This window comes from Leisingera sp. (genome assembly GCF_034669605.1).
In the GTDB taxonomy this organism is placed as follows: Bacteria; Pseudomonadota; Alphaproteobacteria; order Rhodobacterales; family Rhodobacteraceae; genus Leisingera.
On the sequence record NZ_JAXMOX010000004.1, the window covers coordinates 37828 to 52025 of the forward strand.

Annotated in this window: 20 protein-coding genes; 13 read left to right on the plus strand and 7 right to left on the minus strand. The window is 62.1% G+C overall.

The annotated features are described in order from the left end of the window. Positions 1 to 66: 66 nt before the first annotated feature. The 4 genes from VOI29_RS01005 to VOI29_RS01020 form a co-directional block, all read right to left on the minus strand. A complete protein-coding gene (locus VOI29_RS01005; protein WP_323775597.1) occupies positions 67 to 1440 on the minus strand; it encodes a hypothetical protein in 1374 nt (457 codons plus the stop codon). Further along, on the minus strand, positions 1430 to 2131 hold the full coding sequence (locus VOI29_RS01010; RefSeq protein WP_323775598.1) for an FkbM family methyltransferase: 702 nt from the start codon (positions 2129 to 2131) through the stop codon (positions 1430 to 1432). Before VOI29_RS01010 ends, VOI29_RS01005 begins: the two co-directional genes overlap by 11 nt. Further along, on the minus strand, positions 2128 to 3696 hold the full coding sequence (locus VOI29_RS01015) for a class I SAM-dependent methyltransferase (protein WP_323775599.1): 1569 nt from the start codon (positions 3694 to 3696) through the stop codon (positions 2128 to 2130). Before VOI29_RS01015 ends, VOI29_RS01010 begins: the two co-directional genes overlap by 4 nt. Before the next feature lie 108 nt (positions 3697 to 3804). Continuing rightward, complete coding sequence (locus VOI29_RS01020; RefSeq protein ID WP_323775600.1) at positions 3805 to 6081, minus strand: glycosyltransferase family 2 protein; 2277 nt, start codon at positions 6079 to 6081, stop codon at positions 3805 to 3807. Positions 6082 to 6452: 371 nt separating this feature from the next. On the opposite strand from VOI29_RS01020, the gene VOI29_RS01025 reads away from it, so the two are divergent. Next, the gene (locus tag VOI29_RS01025) at positions 6453 to 7652 is read left to right on the plus strand and encodes a tyrosine-type recombinase/integrase (protein WP_323775601.1); all 1200 of its coding nucleotides are present in this window, start codon (positions 6453 to 6455) and stop codon (positions 7650 to 7652) included. Here the strand turns inward: VOI29_RS01025 and VOI29_RS01030 are convergent. Further along, positions 7649 to 8263: a hypothetical protein gene (locus tag VOI29_RS01030; RefSeq protein WP_323775602.1), complete on the minus strand. Its 615-nt coding sequence runs from the start codon at positions 8261 to 8263 to the stop codon at positions 7649 to 7651. The two genes, VOI29_RS01025 and VOI29_RS01030, sit on opposite strands and share 4 nt — an antisense overlap. Positions 8264 to 8590: 327 nt before the next feature. On the opposite strand from VOI29_RS01030, the gene VOI29_RS01035 reads away from it, so the two are divergent. From VOI29_RS01035 to VOI29_RS01090, 12 genes are all read left to right on the plus strand, one after another. Beyond that, positions 8591 to 8839: a helix-turn-helix domain-containing protein gene (locus VOI29_RS01035; RefSeq protein ID WP_323775603.1), complete on the plus strand. Its 249-nt coding sequence runs from the start codon at positions 8591 to 8593 to the stop codon at positions 8837 to 8839. After that, entirely contained in the window at positions 8836 to 9168 is a 333-nt protein-coding gene (locus tag VOI29_RS01040; protein ID WP_323775604.1) for a hypothetical protein, read from the plus strand. Before VOI29_RS01035 ends, VOI29_RS01040 begins: the two co-directional genes overlap by 4 nt. Then, positions 9168 to 9431: a DUF2312 domain-containing protein gene (locus VOI29_RS01045; protein ID WP_323775617.1), complete on the plus strand. Its 264-nt coding sequence runs from the start codon at positions 9168 to 9170 to the stop codon at positions 9429 to 9431. The genes VOI29_RS01040 and VOI29_RS01045 overlap by 1 nt, the downstream gene beginning before the upstream one ends. Before the next feature lie 2 nt (positions 9432 to 9433). Beyond that, positions 9434 to 9556 (plus strand): hypothetical protein, encoded by a 123-nt coding sequence (locus VOI29_RS01050; protein WP_323775605.1) that lies wholly within the window; start codon positions 9434 to 9436, stop codon positions 9554 to 9556. Continuing rightward, positions 9550 to 9741 (plus strand): hypothetical protein, encoded by a 192-nt coding sequence (locus tag VOI29_RS01055; RefSeq protein ID WP_323775606.1) that lies wholly within the window; start codon positions 9550 to 9552, stop codon positions 9739 to 9741. The genes VOI29_RS01050 and VOI29_RS01055 overlap by 7 nt, the downstream gene beginning before the upstream one ends. Before the next feature lie 82 nt (positions 9742 to 9823). After that, positions 9824 to 10123 (plus strand): hypothetical protein, encoded by a 300-nt coding sequence (locus VOI29_RS01060; RefSeq protein WP_323775607.1) that lies wholly within the window; start codon positions 9824 to 9826, stop codon positions 10121 to 10123. Beyond that, on the plus strand, positions 10123 to 10734 hold the full coding sequence (locus tag VOI29_RS01065; RefSeq protein WP_323775608.1) for an MT-A70 family methyltransferase: 612 nt from the start codon (positions 10123 to 10125) through the stop codon (positions 10732 to 10734). Before VOI29_RS01060 ends, VOI29_RS01065 begins: the two co-directional genes overlap by 1 nt. Continuing rightward, positions 10731 to 11327 carry a hypothetical protein gene (locus VOI29_RS01070; RefSeq protein WP_323775609.1) on the plus strand — a complete coding sequence of 199 codons (597 nt, stop codon included), beginning with the start codon at positions 10731 to 10733 and terminating at the stop codon, positions 11325 to 11327. Before VOI29_RS01065 ends, VOI29_RS01070 begins: the two co-directional genes overlap by 4 nt. Next, positions 11324 to 11611: a hypothetical protein gene (locus VOI29_RS01075; RefSeq protein ID WP_323775610.1), complete on the plus strand. Its 288-nt coding sequence runs from the start codon at positions 11324 to 11326 to the stop codon at positions 11609 to 11611. Before VOI29_RS01070 ends, VOI29_RS01075 begins: the two co-directional genes overlap by 4 nt. 53 nt (positions 11612 to 11664) lie before the next feature. Continuing rightward, complete coding sequence (locus VOI29_RS01080; RefSeq protein WP_323775611.1) at positions 11665 to 12018, plus strand: VRR-NUC domain-containing protein; 354 nt, start codon at positions 11665 to 11667, stop codon at positions 12016 to 12018. A gap of 103 nt (positions 12019 to 12121) precedes the next feature. Beyond that, a complete protein-coding gene (locus VOI29_RS01085; RefSeq protein ID WP_323775612.1) occupies positions 12122 to 12784 on the plus strand; it encodes a hypothetical protein in 663 nt (220 codons plus the stop codon). A 34-nt stretch (positions 12785 to 12818) separates the two neighbouring features. Beyond that, a complete protein-coding gene (locus VOI29_RS01090) occupies positions 12819 to 13328 on the plus strand; it encodes a DUF6362 family protein (RefSeq protein WP_323775613.1) in 510 nt (169 codons plus the stop codon). Between the two features lie 81 nt (positions 13329 to 13409). Here VOI29_RS01090 and VOI29_RS01095 read toward each other — a convergent pair whose 3' ends face one another. Both VOI29_RS01095 and VOI29_RS01100 read right to left on the minus strand, forming a co-directional pair. Further along, on the minus strand, positions 13410 to 13616 hold the full coding sequence (locus tag VOI29_RS01095; protein WP_323775614.1) for a hypothetical protein: 207 nt from the start codon (positions 13614 to 13616) through the stop codon (positions 13410 to 13412). Between the two features lie 145 nt (positions 13617 to 13761). Then, complete coding sequence (locus VOI29_RS01100) at positions 13762 to 14058, minus strand: hypothetical protein (RefSeq protein WP_323775615.1); 297 nt, start codon at positions 14056 to 14058, stop codon at positions 13762 to 13764. Positions 14059 to 14198 lie beyond the last annotated feature (140 nt).

Below are 14198 nucleotides of genomic sequence, written 5' to 3' on the forward strand. Positions count from 1 at the left end.
TGCCCATTCCCTGATCCGCATAAGATACCGGCGTGCGGCCTGGCGGAAGTCACAGGTTGTAATTGCTTATAACCGCGCCTTCATCCTGCGGAAGAACCGGTCATCCCGCTGGCGCAAAATATACTCGCAGGCTTGTTTCGCAAGGCGCGGATGGCCGCGGTCCAGAGCCAAATTGGCCAGCTCCCGCTGAAACCGCGGGAATTCGTGGCGTTTGCGCAGCAGGCGGTGAAACCGGTGCGGTGTCAATTCGCCGGAAATGGCACCGCGGGCAATCTCCTGCAGGATGCCCATCTGCTGCAGCGAGGTCCCCAGCCGGTGGCCCAGCAGCGGACAGCGCCAGAAAGTGACATTTGCCCCGGAAAAACGGGCCGCATGGGCCGCATCGGGCGTCACGTAGGGGTCGAACATGATATGCACGTCGCCCGCCGCCTGGCTGGCCAGGGATGCATCCCCGAAGGGCCCGGAAAAATCCCTGTCCCAGACCTTCTTGTAGCGCATTTCCCAAGGCACCAGCGTCTTGTCGAGAGTGGATTGCGGGCTGATCGCAAACACTGTCGATCCGGGCGCCGCCGCTGCATAGGCCGCGGCCGCATAGCCCCCCATTGACGCACCGTAAAAGACCACCCGGGAAAACTGCGCAAAGAAACCACTGTCGCGCAGCGCTTCGAACTTGGCGGACACCTCCTGGTGGCGGAACCAGGTCCAGCCGTTGGCCATTACCCCCAGCATCGACCAGCCCTGCGCCTCAATGAAGCCGAAGCCCCAGGGCCGCCGCTCCTCCCGCTTGGACATTGCAATATCAAGGTTGTCGAAAGTCACCACAAGTGTGCTGCCGCGCGGCAGGAACAGGAAGGAATGCTCTTCCAGTTCATCAAAGAAACCTTCCTTGCCGGCCAGTTGGCGGGCCACCTTGGTCCATTCGCCCGAGGGCGGCAGCACCTCCTGCGGTTCGGCGGAGAGGATCGCCAGACCATTCCTGCCGGCCTCAGGCGGCACCAGCGTATTGCAGCTGCCATAGGCCTTGAGGAACGGATAGCTGCCAGAACCTTTGCGGATTTCAATCACCAGGCGGCTAAGCGGATGCAGCGCCCGGTCCAGCACCGGTTTGAGGTGCTGCGGCTTATGCCCGGCGCCGAACCCGTTCAGGGAAATCAGAACGTCGTACTGGCCCAGTCTGCGCGGCCGAGTCACGATGCGGACCGCCTCAGGGTCCACCCCGCCCCGCTTCAGGTCTGCAAGATAGCTTTCCAACTGCTCATCGGGCAAAGACGCAAAGGCCCCCTTGCCGTCCAGGCAGACCACATCCACCGAACAACCATAACGCTGGTGCAGCAGTGCTGTCAGCTCAGGCGCCTGGCCGTTTACATCCGCAACATTGGCGACTTCATCCGCATCCAAGGCGGAAAGGACCGTTTTAAAGTCGAAACCGTCACCCAGCATATTGCTTTAACTGCCATCTTGGGATGCGCCGGAACAGAACTGATCCGCCGCGGCTGACCTGCTGATCGTAGCAAAAACCGCTCTGCGAAAGCGCATCAAAGCACTGCTTTATCCCGATTTTCTTAATTTTACGCGTATGGATCTCAAGAAAGATCTTATCGATACCTGTCAGATCCGCAGGCGCAAACAAATCCCGCTCTCCGCCTTCAATATCAATGATAAGCGTATTGGCACGGAAATCACGGATCAGCTGCGACAGACGGGTACCCGGCACTTCGATGGCTTTGACATAGGGGTCTTCGCCATCCAGGGAGGAGGACCAGAACTGCTCGCGGACAAAAAAGGACATTGGCCCTTCGGCGGTGGCGTCATTCAAGGCAACGCAGTTGCGCACCTGTGCGGCGGTAAGCCCGTTCAGAGCATGCACATTGCCGATGAAGTCGCACAAGGACGGATCTGCCTCGACGCACAGCACGTTCTCAACCCCGAGGTTCACACCCAGGAACGAAGAGATGAACCCGATCCCGGCGCCCAGCTCGATCACCCTGTCGTCTTTTTCGAGGAACTTGGGGGTGCCGGAGACCTCGTCCAGCTCATAGCGGTCCTTGCGGATCGCGCGTGCGATCTTTGAGGTGATGACATCCGGATTCAACGGGATTTTGACACCGTGGGTTTCCAGTATCTCGATCATGACTCCTGCTCCGCCCGGGTGATGACTGTTGAATATTTACCGTGCTTGGCCAGCACCTTGACGGTGCCGAAGCTTTTCATGGCGCCAATGCCGCCGGATCCCTTGCGAATGTCCAGAACAATACCGCCGCCGCTGCTGATCTGGTTGCTGAACAAATCCCGATAGGTGCCGACGGGATAGTGAAACCCGCAAGACGCCAGGCTGATCACCAAGTCGAAGGCGCCAAGCGGCGCAATGTCTTCGATTTTGGGATTAAGGGTGGTGATCTTTCCGGCCGGCACGCCGTTCTTTTCCAGAAACGCACGGGCGGTCTCGAGGCTGGTATAACCCGCGCCCTCGCCCTCAAATCCGAAGTGGCGGCCGTTGCCTTCTTCGATATCGATCAGAACGATTTCGCAGCCGTACCGGCGGTGCAGCAGCAGGCTGGCAAAAGCATATCCGCAGCCGATGTCCGCGGCGCGTTCGGGCGCAATGGGATCGGTGGCCTTCAGAAAGAATTCGCATTCCCGTTCCGCGATCCGGATCGATTCATGCAGGATGCGGTCCCGCTGCGACCGGGCGTCCGCCAGCAGCAGCTTACCGTCACCCGCCACCCAGTCCTTGATGGTCTGTCCTGAACTTGCCAGCTCTGATCGCTGCAGCAGGATATTGGCGACGTCCTGATCGCTGAACATGGAATAATCCAGCGCCACCGGGTCGATCGCCTCCACGGGTTTGTCTTCCGGTTCCGGGGCCGGCTGCAGCAGGTGGCGGGTTTTTCCGGCATCGATCCCATGCTGGGCCAGCAGGTCGTGGACATAGCAGCCCTCGGCGGGCACCCCGCCGTATTTGGCCGCGATGTTGCGGAAGCGGCGGCCCCAGAAGTGGATCGACAGTGTATCGCTGCGGATATGGCCGCGCGCCTGGTTCGCGCGATTCGGGTTCAGCACCACTCCGGCCCGCTTGAACGGCACAGGGTAAATCACATGGCCGGGCCGGGAATGTTTGACCTCGCCGGTTTCCTGCAGGAACCAAGTGAGCGCATCCGGCCCCCAGACACCCCAGGGCAAAAGCGAAACATGAACCCCCTGACCGCCGTCCTTGAACGCCTGCAATTCGGCCTGTTTTTCATCGCTGTACCAGGGCGGGACGGGATATTCATCGCTGGTAAAACGCAGCATCGCCGCAAGGGTCTTGGAGGTCTTGGGCAGCCGCAGAACCCCATTGTTGACCATCGGCTTGCCATCGGAGATCCAGCCATGAAAATGCTTGCCCTTGATATCCCACGGCTGGCAGCAATAGGCATCGGTATCGGCCCAGATGTAGTTGGTCTTGCGCAGCAAATGCAGGCGGAAGATATCGGCATGATAGGCCGGGCTGCCGGTGCGGGCGTGGCGGATGATGCGGTCAGCGGGCAAGATTTCATTGGCATCCGCCACTTTCACCCCGCCGGGCACGCCCTGGACTGGGTCATAAGTGAACAGCACTACCTCGTGGCCCTGATCCAGAAAGGACTGAAGGCAAAGCTGTTCCAGCCAGCTGAGTTCTGGGCCCACCCATAGTGACGCGATGGCCGGAAGTGCCATAAAGACTGCCCCTCAAAAAAACCAATTAATGCAGCTTCTTACCAGCTTTTTTTGTTGCCGGATTCTAACCCGCAGTCCGGAGTCCTGTCAATGTGAGGGCCGCGGGTGTCAATGGTTGGTTTCACCGCGTTCCACCGTGAACCAGAAATCGCTGCCGGGCTCGTTTTCAGCGATCTTGTCCGGGATCACGCCGGGGCCGCTGAGGAACACATTGGCACCAAAATGCGCGTGCATGCGCGACAGCTTGCGCAGTTTCTCGCCTGTCAGCTCCCGGAACAGCGCCAGCATGTCGTCCCGCCCCTTCAACTCCTCGATTTTCTCGCGGTGTTTGCGGCTGGCGTATTCATGCGCAGCAGCGATATCCGGGTCTGTCAGCAGCCGGGCCATTTCCGCCTCCAGCGCCGGGATCATGCGCTGGATCGAGCGCTCTTCCTCGGCGTTGTTGTTCATCCGGAACCAGTAGGACAGCCCCTGATCGCGATCCACATGGTTCACCCGGCCCCGGTCGCGCTTGACCAGAAAACTTTCGGCGCTTCGTACGGCGTAATGGTTGAGCTGCACCAGGTCATAGCCATAGGTGCTCGTCGAGGAGCGCCAGCCGTTGCGGAACATCTCACGCGGCATGTCCTGGCCTGAGCCGTTGACCCAGCGGATATCCTCCCACAGCTGCGGCTTCAGTCCCTTGGGCCGGTGAACCCCCAGCTTCTTGAAGATCCCGGTGTTGCGGAACAGGGTCTTGAAGCCCCAGGCCTGGTGCGGCTTGCGGGTCACCTCATAGGCGCAGCGAGTGAACTCCCGAGTGATCAGATCGCCGGTGAATTCGCGCACATCATTGTTGCCGAACAGCCGCCAGGTCATTGCGATCATGTTGGCATCGCCCACGGCCTGAAACAGGTCGGGCAACCGTCCCTCGCCGCATTTGATGTTGATGAACTCATCCACATCCATGCAGACCAGCCAGTCGGCCTCGCGGATCACCGGCTCCTCCTCTGCTGCCTGCAAAGCCGCGTGCTGCGGCTTCAGATCCGTGTTGCGGAACGGGTTTTCGCGGTGCTGGACAATCCCCTTGTCCTGCAGCAGCTGCAGCATCGTATCGGTGCCATCGGTGCAGTCGTTGGTGTAGACGAGAAAATCATCCACTCCGATCGCGCGGTGATAGGCCAGCCATTCCAGAATGAACGGCCCTTCGTTTTTCATCGTGGTGACAATGGCAGTCTTGGGAGTGCCGCCGGCCCGCTTGACGGCCCGCTCCCCGGGAATGCGCACGGGCTTGGCGTTGAAATAGCCCGTTGCCAGCGCCAGCAGCTCGGGCGTTTCCACCAGACTGGTTTTCGGCACGATCTTGGACACCGTGTCGGTGGGATGCCGCAGGGCCATGCAACGGTAGAACCGCCGATCGTCCGCGGGATCGGGCTCAGCCCCGACCACCCGGACAAGCCGCCAGATGCAGCTGTCGCCGGCTTTGGCCGGCGCCAGGCACCAGCGCGGCCGCAGCCCGGCGGCATCGAACTGCGTGCAGATGTGATCCGCAAAACACGCTTGCGCTCCCTTGCGCACCCGCCAGGGGTAGGCCTGCACCCCGCCGAGACGCAGGCAGCCCGCCGGCGCGGCGACGGTCTGGTCAAAGATATTCGGCCCGTCACAGGGCGCCAAAAGATCAAACAGGTCGATATTGGCCACTGCCCGCGCGCGGCCAAGGAAGCGGGCGCGCAGGATTTCGTAAATCAGGAATTCGCCCAGCGGCGCCTGCCAGGGATCCGCTGGCGGGATGTCCATCCGGTCCTTGCCCGGTGCGCCCGGCACGTTAAAGGGATGCGCCTCTTCTGGCAGGCCATCCTTGCCCAAGGGCAGTTTGGAATGCACCACCACGACCTGCTTCAGCCCGGTGAAGGACGCTGCGAGCGCTTGCAGCTCCCCTATAAAGCGGCGGCTGTTCTGCGGTTGCGCCCGGTCAAGAATGACAGCCCCCTGCAGCCCATGCTGGGTTACATGGAACTGCAGCCATTCGGCAGTGGATCGGGCTGTTTCGCCATTACGGACCGCGGCCACCACGTTGAGCCCTGCAAACAGCTCCGTCTCCTCTGGATGGAGCGGCACATTGTAAAGCGCGCCTTCTGCGGAAACGGTAACCGCGCCGGGGGCTTCTGCAATCTCGGCTTCCAGAACCGGGGCGCCGCCATAATTGTGCAGCACTGTCCGCTCTGCCGGGGACGCAATGCTGAGGCCCGCCCGCGAGGTTCCGGATTTAAAGAACAGGCGGGCAATCCGCCCGCTGGGCGCAGGCAGTTCCACGGCGTCCAGCAGGTTATTTCCTGCCAGGGACAACGCACTGAATTCGCGTTCAAGGATCTTGCCGTCGCAATTCCCGGGATCTGAACTGGGCATACTGCTGCATCACGTTATGGCGTTTTTGGCTCCAGATGCGAGGCACAGGGAACGGGGCCGGTTATAGCCGGCCAGCCGGCTTGCCGGAACCGGGAAACGCCGCCAGCACCGGCCAAAGGCCCGGGCAGCTGATATTCCCGCAACAGACCGGCGCGCGTATACCGCTGACGCACAGGGCATCGGCATTTTGACAAATTTCCAGATAAAAGTTGGTGCGGTCGAGAAGCACAGGCCAAGTGTGCCAGAATGCGCCCGCATGCGCCACTAAGGGTTGTCCTGACTTGAGAAATTCGCCAAATGATGCGCCACTGTGTGCCGCTGCGTGCCGCTAAAGCACGGCACCTATTGGGGGACACATTGGGGGACACAGAATGGCAAGGGCAAAAAACAAGCTGACCGCGGTGGCGGTGAAGAAGGCGGCAAACGGCAAGCTGGACGATGGCGGCGGGCTGCGCCTCTACAAGACCGACACATCGAGCCGATGGGTGTTCCGGTACACCTTTGCTGGCCGCCGCAGAGAAATGGGGATAGGGTCTGCCGACGATTTGACCCTGGCCGTCGCCCGCAGAGAACGCGACCGCTGGGCGGCGGTCGTGGCGGAAGGCAAGGACCCGATTTCGGAACGGGAAAGACAAATGCAGGAAGCCGCTGATCTGATGTCAAAGACTGACCCCACCTTTGAGGAGGTGGCGGAGATTGTGTTCGAGGCGAAGAAGGCCGGCCTGCGCGGCGAGGGCGAGCGGGGGCGCTGGTTCAGCCCTCTGAAAACTCATGTCATTCCGAAGATCGGGAAGCGTCGTATATCCTCGTTGCACCAGTCTGATATCGCCGAAACCCTTCGACCCATCTGGAAGAAGAAACACGCCACCGCCACCAAGGCGATTCAGCGTATCCACATCGTTTTCCGCCAAGCTACGCTGATGGGGATGGACGTGGACCCGTTTACGGTCGAAGCAGCAAAGTTCATGCTGGGCGAAGTAAACAACGCTGTGACCCACATCACCTCGACGCCTTGGCATCGCATCCCCGATCTGTACGAAGCTCTGGCGGGCAATGGGGCCTCTCGCATGTGCCTGCGTTGGATGATCCTCACGGCCACCCGGAGCGAGAGCGCCCGTGGCGCGCGGTTCGATGAAATCGTGGGAGACGTCTGGACCATACCGGCGGAGCGGATGAAGGGCAAAGAGGGCAAGGTGGAGGAGTTTCGAGTGCCGCTATCCCGTGCGGCACTAGACCTGCTCCAAGAGATACGGGCGGCGCAAAGCAGCAAGTTTCTGTTCCCCTCCTACCGCAAGGGATACATTTCCTCGACCGCTCTGGCGAAGGTGTTGAATGGAATGGATGAACCCGGGCGCCCGCATGGTTTCCGCACGTCCTTTCGCACGTGGGTCCAGGACACCGATGCAGCCTCTTTCGATGTGGCGGAGACCGCCCTGGCGCACCGGGTCGGTTCCAAGGTGGAGCGGTCCTATGCGCGCTCCGACATGCTGGACCAGCGCCGTTCCGTGATGGACCGTTGGGGTCGTTACGTCACCCGTTCTGATGCTGACGTTGTGCGCCTGCATGGTTAAATCTCTGCCCTAAGCTCCTGCCAGACCGGCTTGAGCTTTTTCCGTATGGTGCTGATGTCGGGGATCGCGTCTCCGGTGGTGCGAGAAATGAACCAATCTTGCATTTCCTTACAGAGTTCCTCGGCTGTCTCCGGTAGGCCCTCTGAGAAAAGCCGCTTGCAAATCGCCACGTACATCGACTCCCAATCGTATTTCGATTGGCCCCGCGTGGTCATCCGGGGCTTCGGGCCGAATTCGTGATCTTCTTCAAACCGGCGGTAGTCATCTGCTGCAATGTAGATGTCGTGGATCGATACCTCGACGCCGTGTTCACCGTTCTGGTCGGTTACAAAGACCCACTCTCCATCCCCGCCCTGGTTGTCTACGGGGCGGACCCGGTAGACGCGCATCGCCGTTGGCCGCGGTCCGTCCAGCCGGACCATCTGGAAAATGTCCGCAGGCCTCACCTCGACTTGCCCGGCGATGGGCTGGCCGTCTGCCATCGCAAACTGGATGCCGGTCAGAAGCCTGAAATGACCAGCCTCCGACCACCCTGCAATGTCGTTACAAGATTTTTCCCACCGGACGCTGGCTTCGAAGAGGCTGTAAAAAGCGCGGGCTGGTGCCTTCATGGCTGCATTCCTCAAGTCTATGAAAAAGGGCTTTTTTTGCTCTGCCGGATTGATGCCAACACGTCTTCAGGACTGCAACTCTCAAACTAGCAAAAATCAAAAAATTCGCGTTATACAAGAAATTTGCGCCAAAAGCCTGCCCTATATGCGTCACCTTGGACGTTAACTTTTCGGGGCTTGCGGGCCGTCAACTAGCTATTTTCTCTATTCAGGAAATTATAGGCGCGATCTGCGCCTAAGCGCGCCTAAGCGCCCCGCCCCCCCTCGAGTCATCCTACCCCTGAGAAAGCCGCCGCGATTTGCGCGGGACAATCAGGAGCAGATTCGATGAGCAATTTCAGCGAGGGCACACAGGAGGCGCAATGCCACCCAACCCGCATCCTGGACGGGTGGCTGACCCGCCGGGAGCTGGCAGGAGAGCTGGGGTTGTCAATGGACACGCTGGCGCGTTGGAAAAGCCAGGGGCGCGGCCCTGTCTGCATCAATGCGGGCAACAGGATCCTGTACCGCGTCGAGTCCGTTCATGAGTGGCTGCTGCAGGAAGAGCGGGAAGCGCGCACGAGGTTTGCGAAATGAGCCGCGCCGTCCACCCCCGCGCCCTTCTGCCTGGCGCCCGCGAGATCATCGCCGCGCCGGACCTACACGACCGTCAGGAAGTTCTCGAAGCCGCAGACCTACTGATCAAGTTCGGCACGATCGAGGATCTGTCGAATGGCCGCGCCGTGCGTGACGCCATCATCTGCGGCGACCTGCAGCCCGGGCGCATCGCCCGCCGCCGCCGCTGGATCATCGCCGCCGCCATCATTTGCGCATTCGTCTGGGCCGTTGCGCTCGGTTTGGCGCAGTTCACCGCCGCCCAGGAGGCCGGCACCCTTCCAAGCGTTCAGGAGCTAATTTTCCCATGATGGACATGACTGAAGACGAGAAGAGCGAAAACTACCGCGTGACCGCTGGCGAGCTGCGCCAGTTCATCGAGCGGTTCGAGCGTTTGGACGAAGAAAAGAAGACCATCGCCGAACAGCAGAAAGAGGTGATGGCCGAAGCCAAGGCCCGCGGCTACGACACCAAGGTCATGCGTAAGATCATTGCCCTGCGCAAGCGCGACGAAAACGACATTTCCGAGGAGGAGGCCGTCCTCGAAATGTACAAAGAAGCGTTGGGGATGTGACGATGCGGGCTCTGTGCATCGCAACCGTCGCCGCCGCCGCTGTCGCCATCGCGCACATGTCGCTGTCTATGGCGCTGGCCTTGCCAGAGATCGCCGCCGAGGCGCGGGAGCGGTCGGCATGGTGACCTGGCCCGCCGCAGTGGTGATCCTCTACCTGCTGATCTCCGCGTGGGCGACCGCTGCCGCCGTGCTGGCCAGCGACAAGGACCCCATTGCCGATGACAGAAGCTTAGTTCTCGCCGCCTTTGTTGTCGCCTGGATCACCCCCGCAATTCTCGCGGCCAGTTTTTTCAAGAAACCCCGGAAGTGAATTCCGGCCCCATCGGGGCCGGTTCAACGCCCGCTTGGGCTCCAACCGCGGCGCTGGGCGCTGCAATGCAAAGGACGTTTCAATGAGCAAGATTTACTTCAAGGTTTGGATGGATGGTCAGGACACCGGGCGCCCGATGCGCCCCTTCCATGTGATCGAGGCGGATGCCAATCGCTGGCCGGAGATGGCGTCATTCCTCGCCGCTGTGCGTGCCGATGAGTGGTTCGAGGAAACCCGCGTACACAGCATCTGGTCTGAGAACCAGCGCGGCGTGCGCGTAATCACCGCGCGCCATCAGGTGGCATTCCGCGGGCGCGCTGTCGATCGTGTCGAACTGTGCGAATGGCGCATGGTCGATGAGGACGTGGCCGGGGTATCCTGATGAACCTTCCCGGGATGGAAATAGGCGAAGGGTTCGACCTCATCATGGCCGACCCGCCTTGGCATTTCGCCACGCGCTCCAAGAAGGGCGTGACAGCCAAGGGCGCCGGGGGTCAGTACCGGACTATGAGCCTGGACGAGATCAAGGCAATGCGGGTGGCGGATATCGCCGCCCGTGACTGCCTACTGTGGCTCTGGGCCACCAACCCCATGCTGCCGCAGGCCTTCGAAGTCATGGCCGCTTGGGGCTTTGCCCACAAGACTGGCGGCCATTGGGTCAAGACCACCAAGAACGGCAAGCTGGCATTTGGCACAGGGTACATCCTGCGCTGTGCCGGTGAGCCGTTCTTGATCGGGACCATTGGCCGCCCCCGCACCACCCGCAACGTGCGATCTGTCCTCATGGGCCGAGTGCGCGAGCATTCCCGCAAGCCGGAAGAGGGGTTCCGCGAGGCGGAGCGCCTGATCACCCCCGAGTTACTTGGCCGCCCTCCGCACCGGCTTGAGCTGTTCTCCCGCCAGGAGCGGCCCGGGTGGAGTGTCTGGGGAGACCAAACAGACAAGTTTCAGCCGCCTGCGCTGGGCGGCCTCATTTCAGGACCTTCATCATGAGCATCATCATTGAGCCTGTGGCGTGCACACGCCCGGTATCCGTCGCTTCGCACCTGGTGCAGCCAATCATTGCGGAGCGCATCCGCGTGCTGGTCATTCCGGAGGCCTCTGTCGGCCCCATAGAGACCGGAGACGCGCTGTGGGTGCGTGAGGGGTTCACCGTTCTGGAACGGCAGCGCCGTCGCAACCTGCTGTCCTTGCGCTACGCCGGCGAAGGCCGCCGCTATGACGTGCCGTGGCCTTCGGCCATGCCCAAACCCGAGTCTGGCATCAGGGATGCCGGGGGCATGCCGGTTACCGCATCACGCCTGACGCTGCTCGTCAACTCCGTTCGCCGCTGCGCGCTGGGCGAGGTTACAGCCGAGGAAGCCCTGACCGCCGGCGTTTCGATCGATGGCGCCGGGTTTGGCGTGGCCGGTTACCCGTTCCTGCGGCCCTACGACGATCCAGCCGCCGCTCTGGAGTTCATGTTTCGCCAGCTGTACCGGGACGCCGCAGAGGTGCCGCAGGTGGCTGTTGTCCAGTTCCGGGCTCTGTCCCGCAACATTGCGTCTTTGGCCGCCCAGCGCGCAGGTGAGGAGATGCAGGCATGAAAACCGAGCAGCAGATCCGCAAAGAAGTCCTGCGCATGGCCGAGGACCACACCCCTGCGAACATCGCTTCGGCACTGGGCGTGCCTTTCGAGGACGTTATGGAGTTCTTGGAAGAGGGGGCCGAGCCTTCGACTCCCGTAACGGTCATGTGCCATAAGTCCAAGCGGGTGTTTCATTTCCGAAGCTTCCGCATGGCCTACAGGCAAATTTGCATTCGGGGCCTGACCGATTGGACCTGGCATTTCACGAGGGACTACAACGCCTGGCTCGAGGCCAACGCATGAAGCCGCGCCGGTCCAACCCGGAGGCGGAAATCCAGCGTGGGATTGTCAGGGACGTGCGGCGGCTCATGCTTCCGCCGTTCTTCCTGCATCACAGCGCGAACGAGGTCAGGGGCGGCGGAGAGGCCGCCCGCAAGCGTCAGGGCATCCTTCTGGGCATGGGTATCCACCCGGGCTTCTCTGACCTCCTGTTAGGGCAGTCCTGCGGCGAGTGGTCGGGGCCACGCCTACTGTTCCTGGAGGTGAAGTCCAAAACCGGCCAGCTGTCCGAGGCGGAAAAGGAGTTCCAGGATCTGGTGACCGCCATGGGCTGGCCCTACGAGGTCGTGCGGTCCTCGCTGGATGCGATCGACGCCATAAGCCGACACGGCCTCCGCAGCCGCGTCAAACACCCTTGGAGGGGGGCGTGATGCGCGCGGGCGGCCTCCCCGCCCAGCGCCGCGCCTATGCCCGCCTACGCGCCGATCCGGTACCGATGGTGACGTCTGCCTGTTACTTCAGGAGGCAGTTAACATGAGTCACCGAGCATCACACTGGTTGTCGGATATTCCCGCCGAGTCCGTGACCCACGGCGCGTTCCGCGTCATGTTCCACCTGTGCGATGCGCACAATTCCAAACGCCCGCCTGAGACGGCCTGTTTCCCCTCTCAAGCGCTGCTGATGAAGGCCACGGGCCTGTCGAACAGCGGCCTGAACAAGGTGCTGAACCAGCTGGAGGCTGATGGCCTGCTGCGCCGCCGCCGGACTCGCAATGCGGACGGCACGCAAGGCCCAACCTACTACATTTTGGGGTGCGATTTCGAGGAGGCACAACCGGCTCCACTGAGTGGAGCCGGATCAAAACAGGAACAATCGGGTGGAAAATCGCCGGGTGATGCCCCTGGATCGAATGTGGGAAAGCCTGTGGATAAGTCCGCAACCGACTCCACTAGAGGGCACAAACCGACTCCACTAAAGCGCGCCAGCCGACTCCACCACGGTGGAGACAAACCTGTAATAGAACCATTAAAAGAACCGCAGGCGAAAATTTCGGCGCCCCTGACTGCACCGGCAAACCTGATAAAAAGTGGTAAGCCCTTCCTCTGCACGCGCATCTCTGCCCACACCGCAAGGCAGTGCAAGGAGGCAGGCCTGGTAACCATCGAAGAAATCCGGGACGTGGGCATCCCGGTTTGACCTCAGAAGCTGAGAAATGGAAGGAACGAGCGAAATGGCAGGCAAGATTATCCTAACCGTGGCACAGGTCGAGGACCGCTTCGAAGAGGCCGCGCTCACCCTCAAGCGCACGCCCAATCCATCTGGATCAGGAGCGCGGGGGTACGGGTCCAGCTGGCCGCCATACGTGCGGAGCCGCTTCGCCGCCTACGGATCGGAGGTGGCGCGCGTCCGCGTAATCCCCAACGCCACCGAGATCCAGCGAATGGAGGACACCATCGAGTGGCTGTCCCTGCTGAACAGCGGCGACGAGCTGCGCGATGCCGACGACCGGCGGATTGTCTGGATGAAGGCCGAGGGCTACCGCTGGCGCGCGATATGTGCCCGGGTCGGCCTGTCCCGGTCGCAAGCCTGGCGCCGCTGGTCTGCCGCGCTCATCACCATCCAGAGGCGGCTTGAGAAGCCGAAGCGGAAGGCCGACCTTAAACGCGGAAGGGGGGCAACCTTAAACGCGGAAGGGGCCCCTGCCCGATCGACCTTAAACGCGGAAGGGGGACAACCTTAAACGCGGAAGGGCCCCCTGCCCGATCGGCCTTAAACGCGGATGGGGGGGCGCGCGGAACGAGGGGGGATACGGGGGTGGCCGTTAGGCCGCCCCTTTCGCGTTTTTTTCCATGCCGACGTCCAGCCCGTGTTCCAGCGCCAGCACTGCCAGCGCCACCACCCGCGGAACCGGCGCCCTGCCCAGCGCGTAGGCGTCTCCGCTCCGCTTGGAAATCTCGAGGCGGCGGCACAGCTCCCGCCTGGAAATGCCCAGGCGCGCCGGGGCGGCGGCAAATTCATCATTCGTCAAGTTCGTCTGTCTCCTGGTCTGCCCCCGACCTTAAACGCGGAAGGGGGGTGGTTCATTTTGCCCCCAACCTTAAACGCGGAAGGGGGCACCTACTGCCTCAGCCCCGGCGTGGTGCCGGGGCGGGGCGTGGCGGTGGCGCGGTGGCCTATGCCGCGGCCAGCCTGTTCTCCGCCGCGGCGTCTATCGCGGCCGCCGCCGTTCGCATCGCTGCCGCGGCGTGGACCCATGCCTCCGCCGCCTGCAATTCGTCCGGTTCCGTGTAGACCGCCTTTTCCGCGTTGCGGGCCGCCTGGACCGCCTCCGCAGCCGCCTCTGCCGCTTTGCTTGCGTTGCGCATTTGGCTTGACCGCGTCTCCGCGGTCTCTGCCTTGCGGGCCCGTTCACGCGCCTCTGCCCGGAAGTCGCTTGCGGCGGCGGCGTATTCTTTTGCGGTGGTGGTCATCGGTCTGTCTCCTGGTCTGCAGCGGCGGCCCGACGCCGCCCCTCCTACTGCCTCAACCCCGGCGCGTTGCCGGGGCGGGGCGTGGCGGTGGCGCGGCGGGTCAGTCCGGCCAGCCCGCGGCGGTCATCGCCTCCGCCGCA

Bases quoted from the DNA above. Each gene is read 5' to 3' on its own strand.
- VOI29_RS01005 (WP_323775597.1), bottom strand. From the start codon at position 1,440: ATGCTGGGTGACGGTTTCGACTTTAAAACGGTCCTTTCCGCCTTGGAT.
- VOI29_RS01010 (WP_323775598.1), bottom strand. From the start codon at position 2,131: ATGATCGAGATACTGGAAACCCACGGTGTCAAAATCCCGTTGAATCCG.
- VOI29_RS01015 (WP_323775599.1), bottom strand. From the start codon at position 3,696: ATGGCACTTCCGGCCATCGCGTCACTATGGGTGGGCCCAGAACTCAGC.
- VOI29_RS01020 (WP_323775600.1), bottom strand. From the start codon at position 6,081: ATGCCCAGTTCAGATCCCGGGAATTGCGACGGCAAGATCCTTGAACGC.
- VOI29_RS01025 (WP_323775601.1), top strand. From the start codon at position 6,453: ATGGCAAGGGCAAAAAACAAGCTGACCGCGGTGGCGGTGAAGAAGGCG.
- VOI29_RS01030 (WP_323775602.1), bottom strand. From the start codon at position 8,263: ATGAAGGCACCAGCCCGCGCTTTTTACAGCCTCTTCGAAGCCAGCGTC.
- VOI29_RS01035 (WP_323775603.1), top strand. From the start codon at position 8,591: ATGAGCAATTTCAGCGAGGGCACACAGGAGGCGCAATGCCACCCAACC.
- VOI29_RS01040 (WP_323775604.1), top strand. From the start codon at position 8,836: ATGAGCCGCGCCGTCCACCCCCGCGCCCTTCTGCCTGGCGCCCGCGAG.
- VOI29_RS01045 (WP_323775617.1), top strand. From the start codon at position 9,168: ATGGACATGACTGAAGACGAGAAGAGCGAAAACTACCGCGTGACCGCT.
- VOI29_RS01050 (WP_323775605.1), top strand. From the start codon at position 9,434: ATGCGGGCTCTGTGCATCGCAACCGTCGCCGCCGCCGCTGTCGCCATC.
- VOI29_RS01055 (WP_323775606.1), top strand. From the start codon at position 9,550: ATGGTGACCTGGCCCGCCGCAGTGGTGATCCTCTACCTGCTGATCTCC.
- VOI29_RS01060 (WP_323775607.1), top strand. From the start codon at position 9,824: ATGAGCAAGATTTACTTCAAGGTTTGGATGGATGGTCAGGACACCGGG.
- VOI29_RS01065 (WP_323775608.1), top strand. From the start codon at position 10,123: ATGAACCTTCCCGGGATGGAAATAGGCGAAGGGTTCGACCTCATCATG.
- VOI29_RS01070 (WP_323775609.1), top strand. From the start codon at position 10,731: ATGAGCATCATCATTGAGCCTGTGGCGTGCACACGCCCGGTATCCGTC.
- VOI29_RS01075 (WP_323775610.1), top strand. From the start codon at position 11,324: ATGAAAACCGAGCAGCAGATCCGCAAAGAAGTCCTGCGCATGGCCGAG.
- VOI29_RS01085 (WP_323775612.1), top strand. From the start codon at position 12,122: ATGAGTCACCGAGCATCACACTGGTTGTCGGATATTCCCGCCGAGTCC.
- VOI29_RS01090 (WP_323775613.1), top strand. From the start codon at position 12,819: ATGGCAGGCAAGATTATCCTAACCGTGGCACAGGTCGAGGACCGCTTC.
- VOI29_RS01100 (WP_323775615.1), bottom strand. From the start codon at position 14,058: ATGACCACCACCGCAAAAGAATACGCCGCCGCCGCAAGCGACTTCCGG.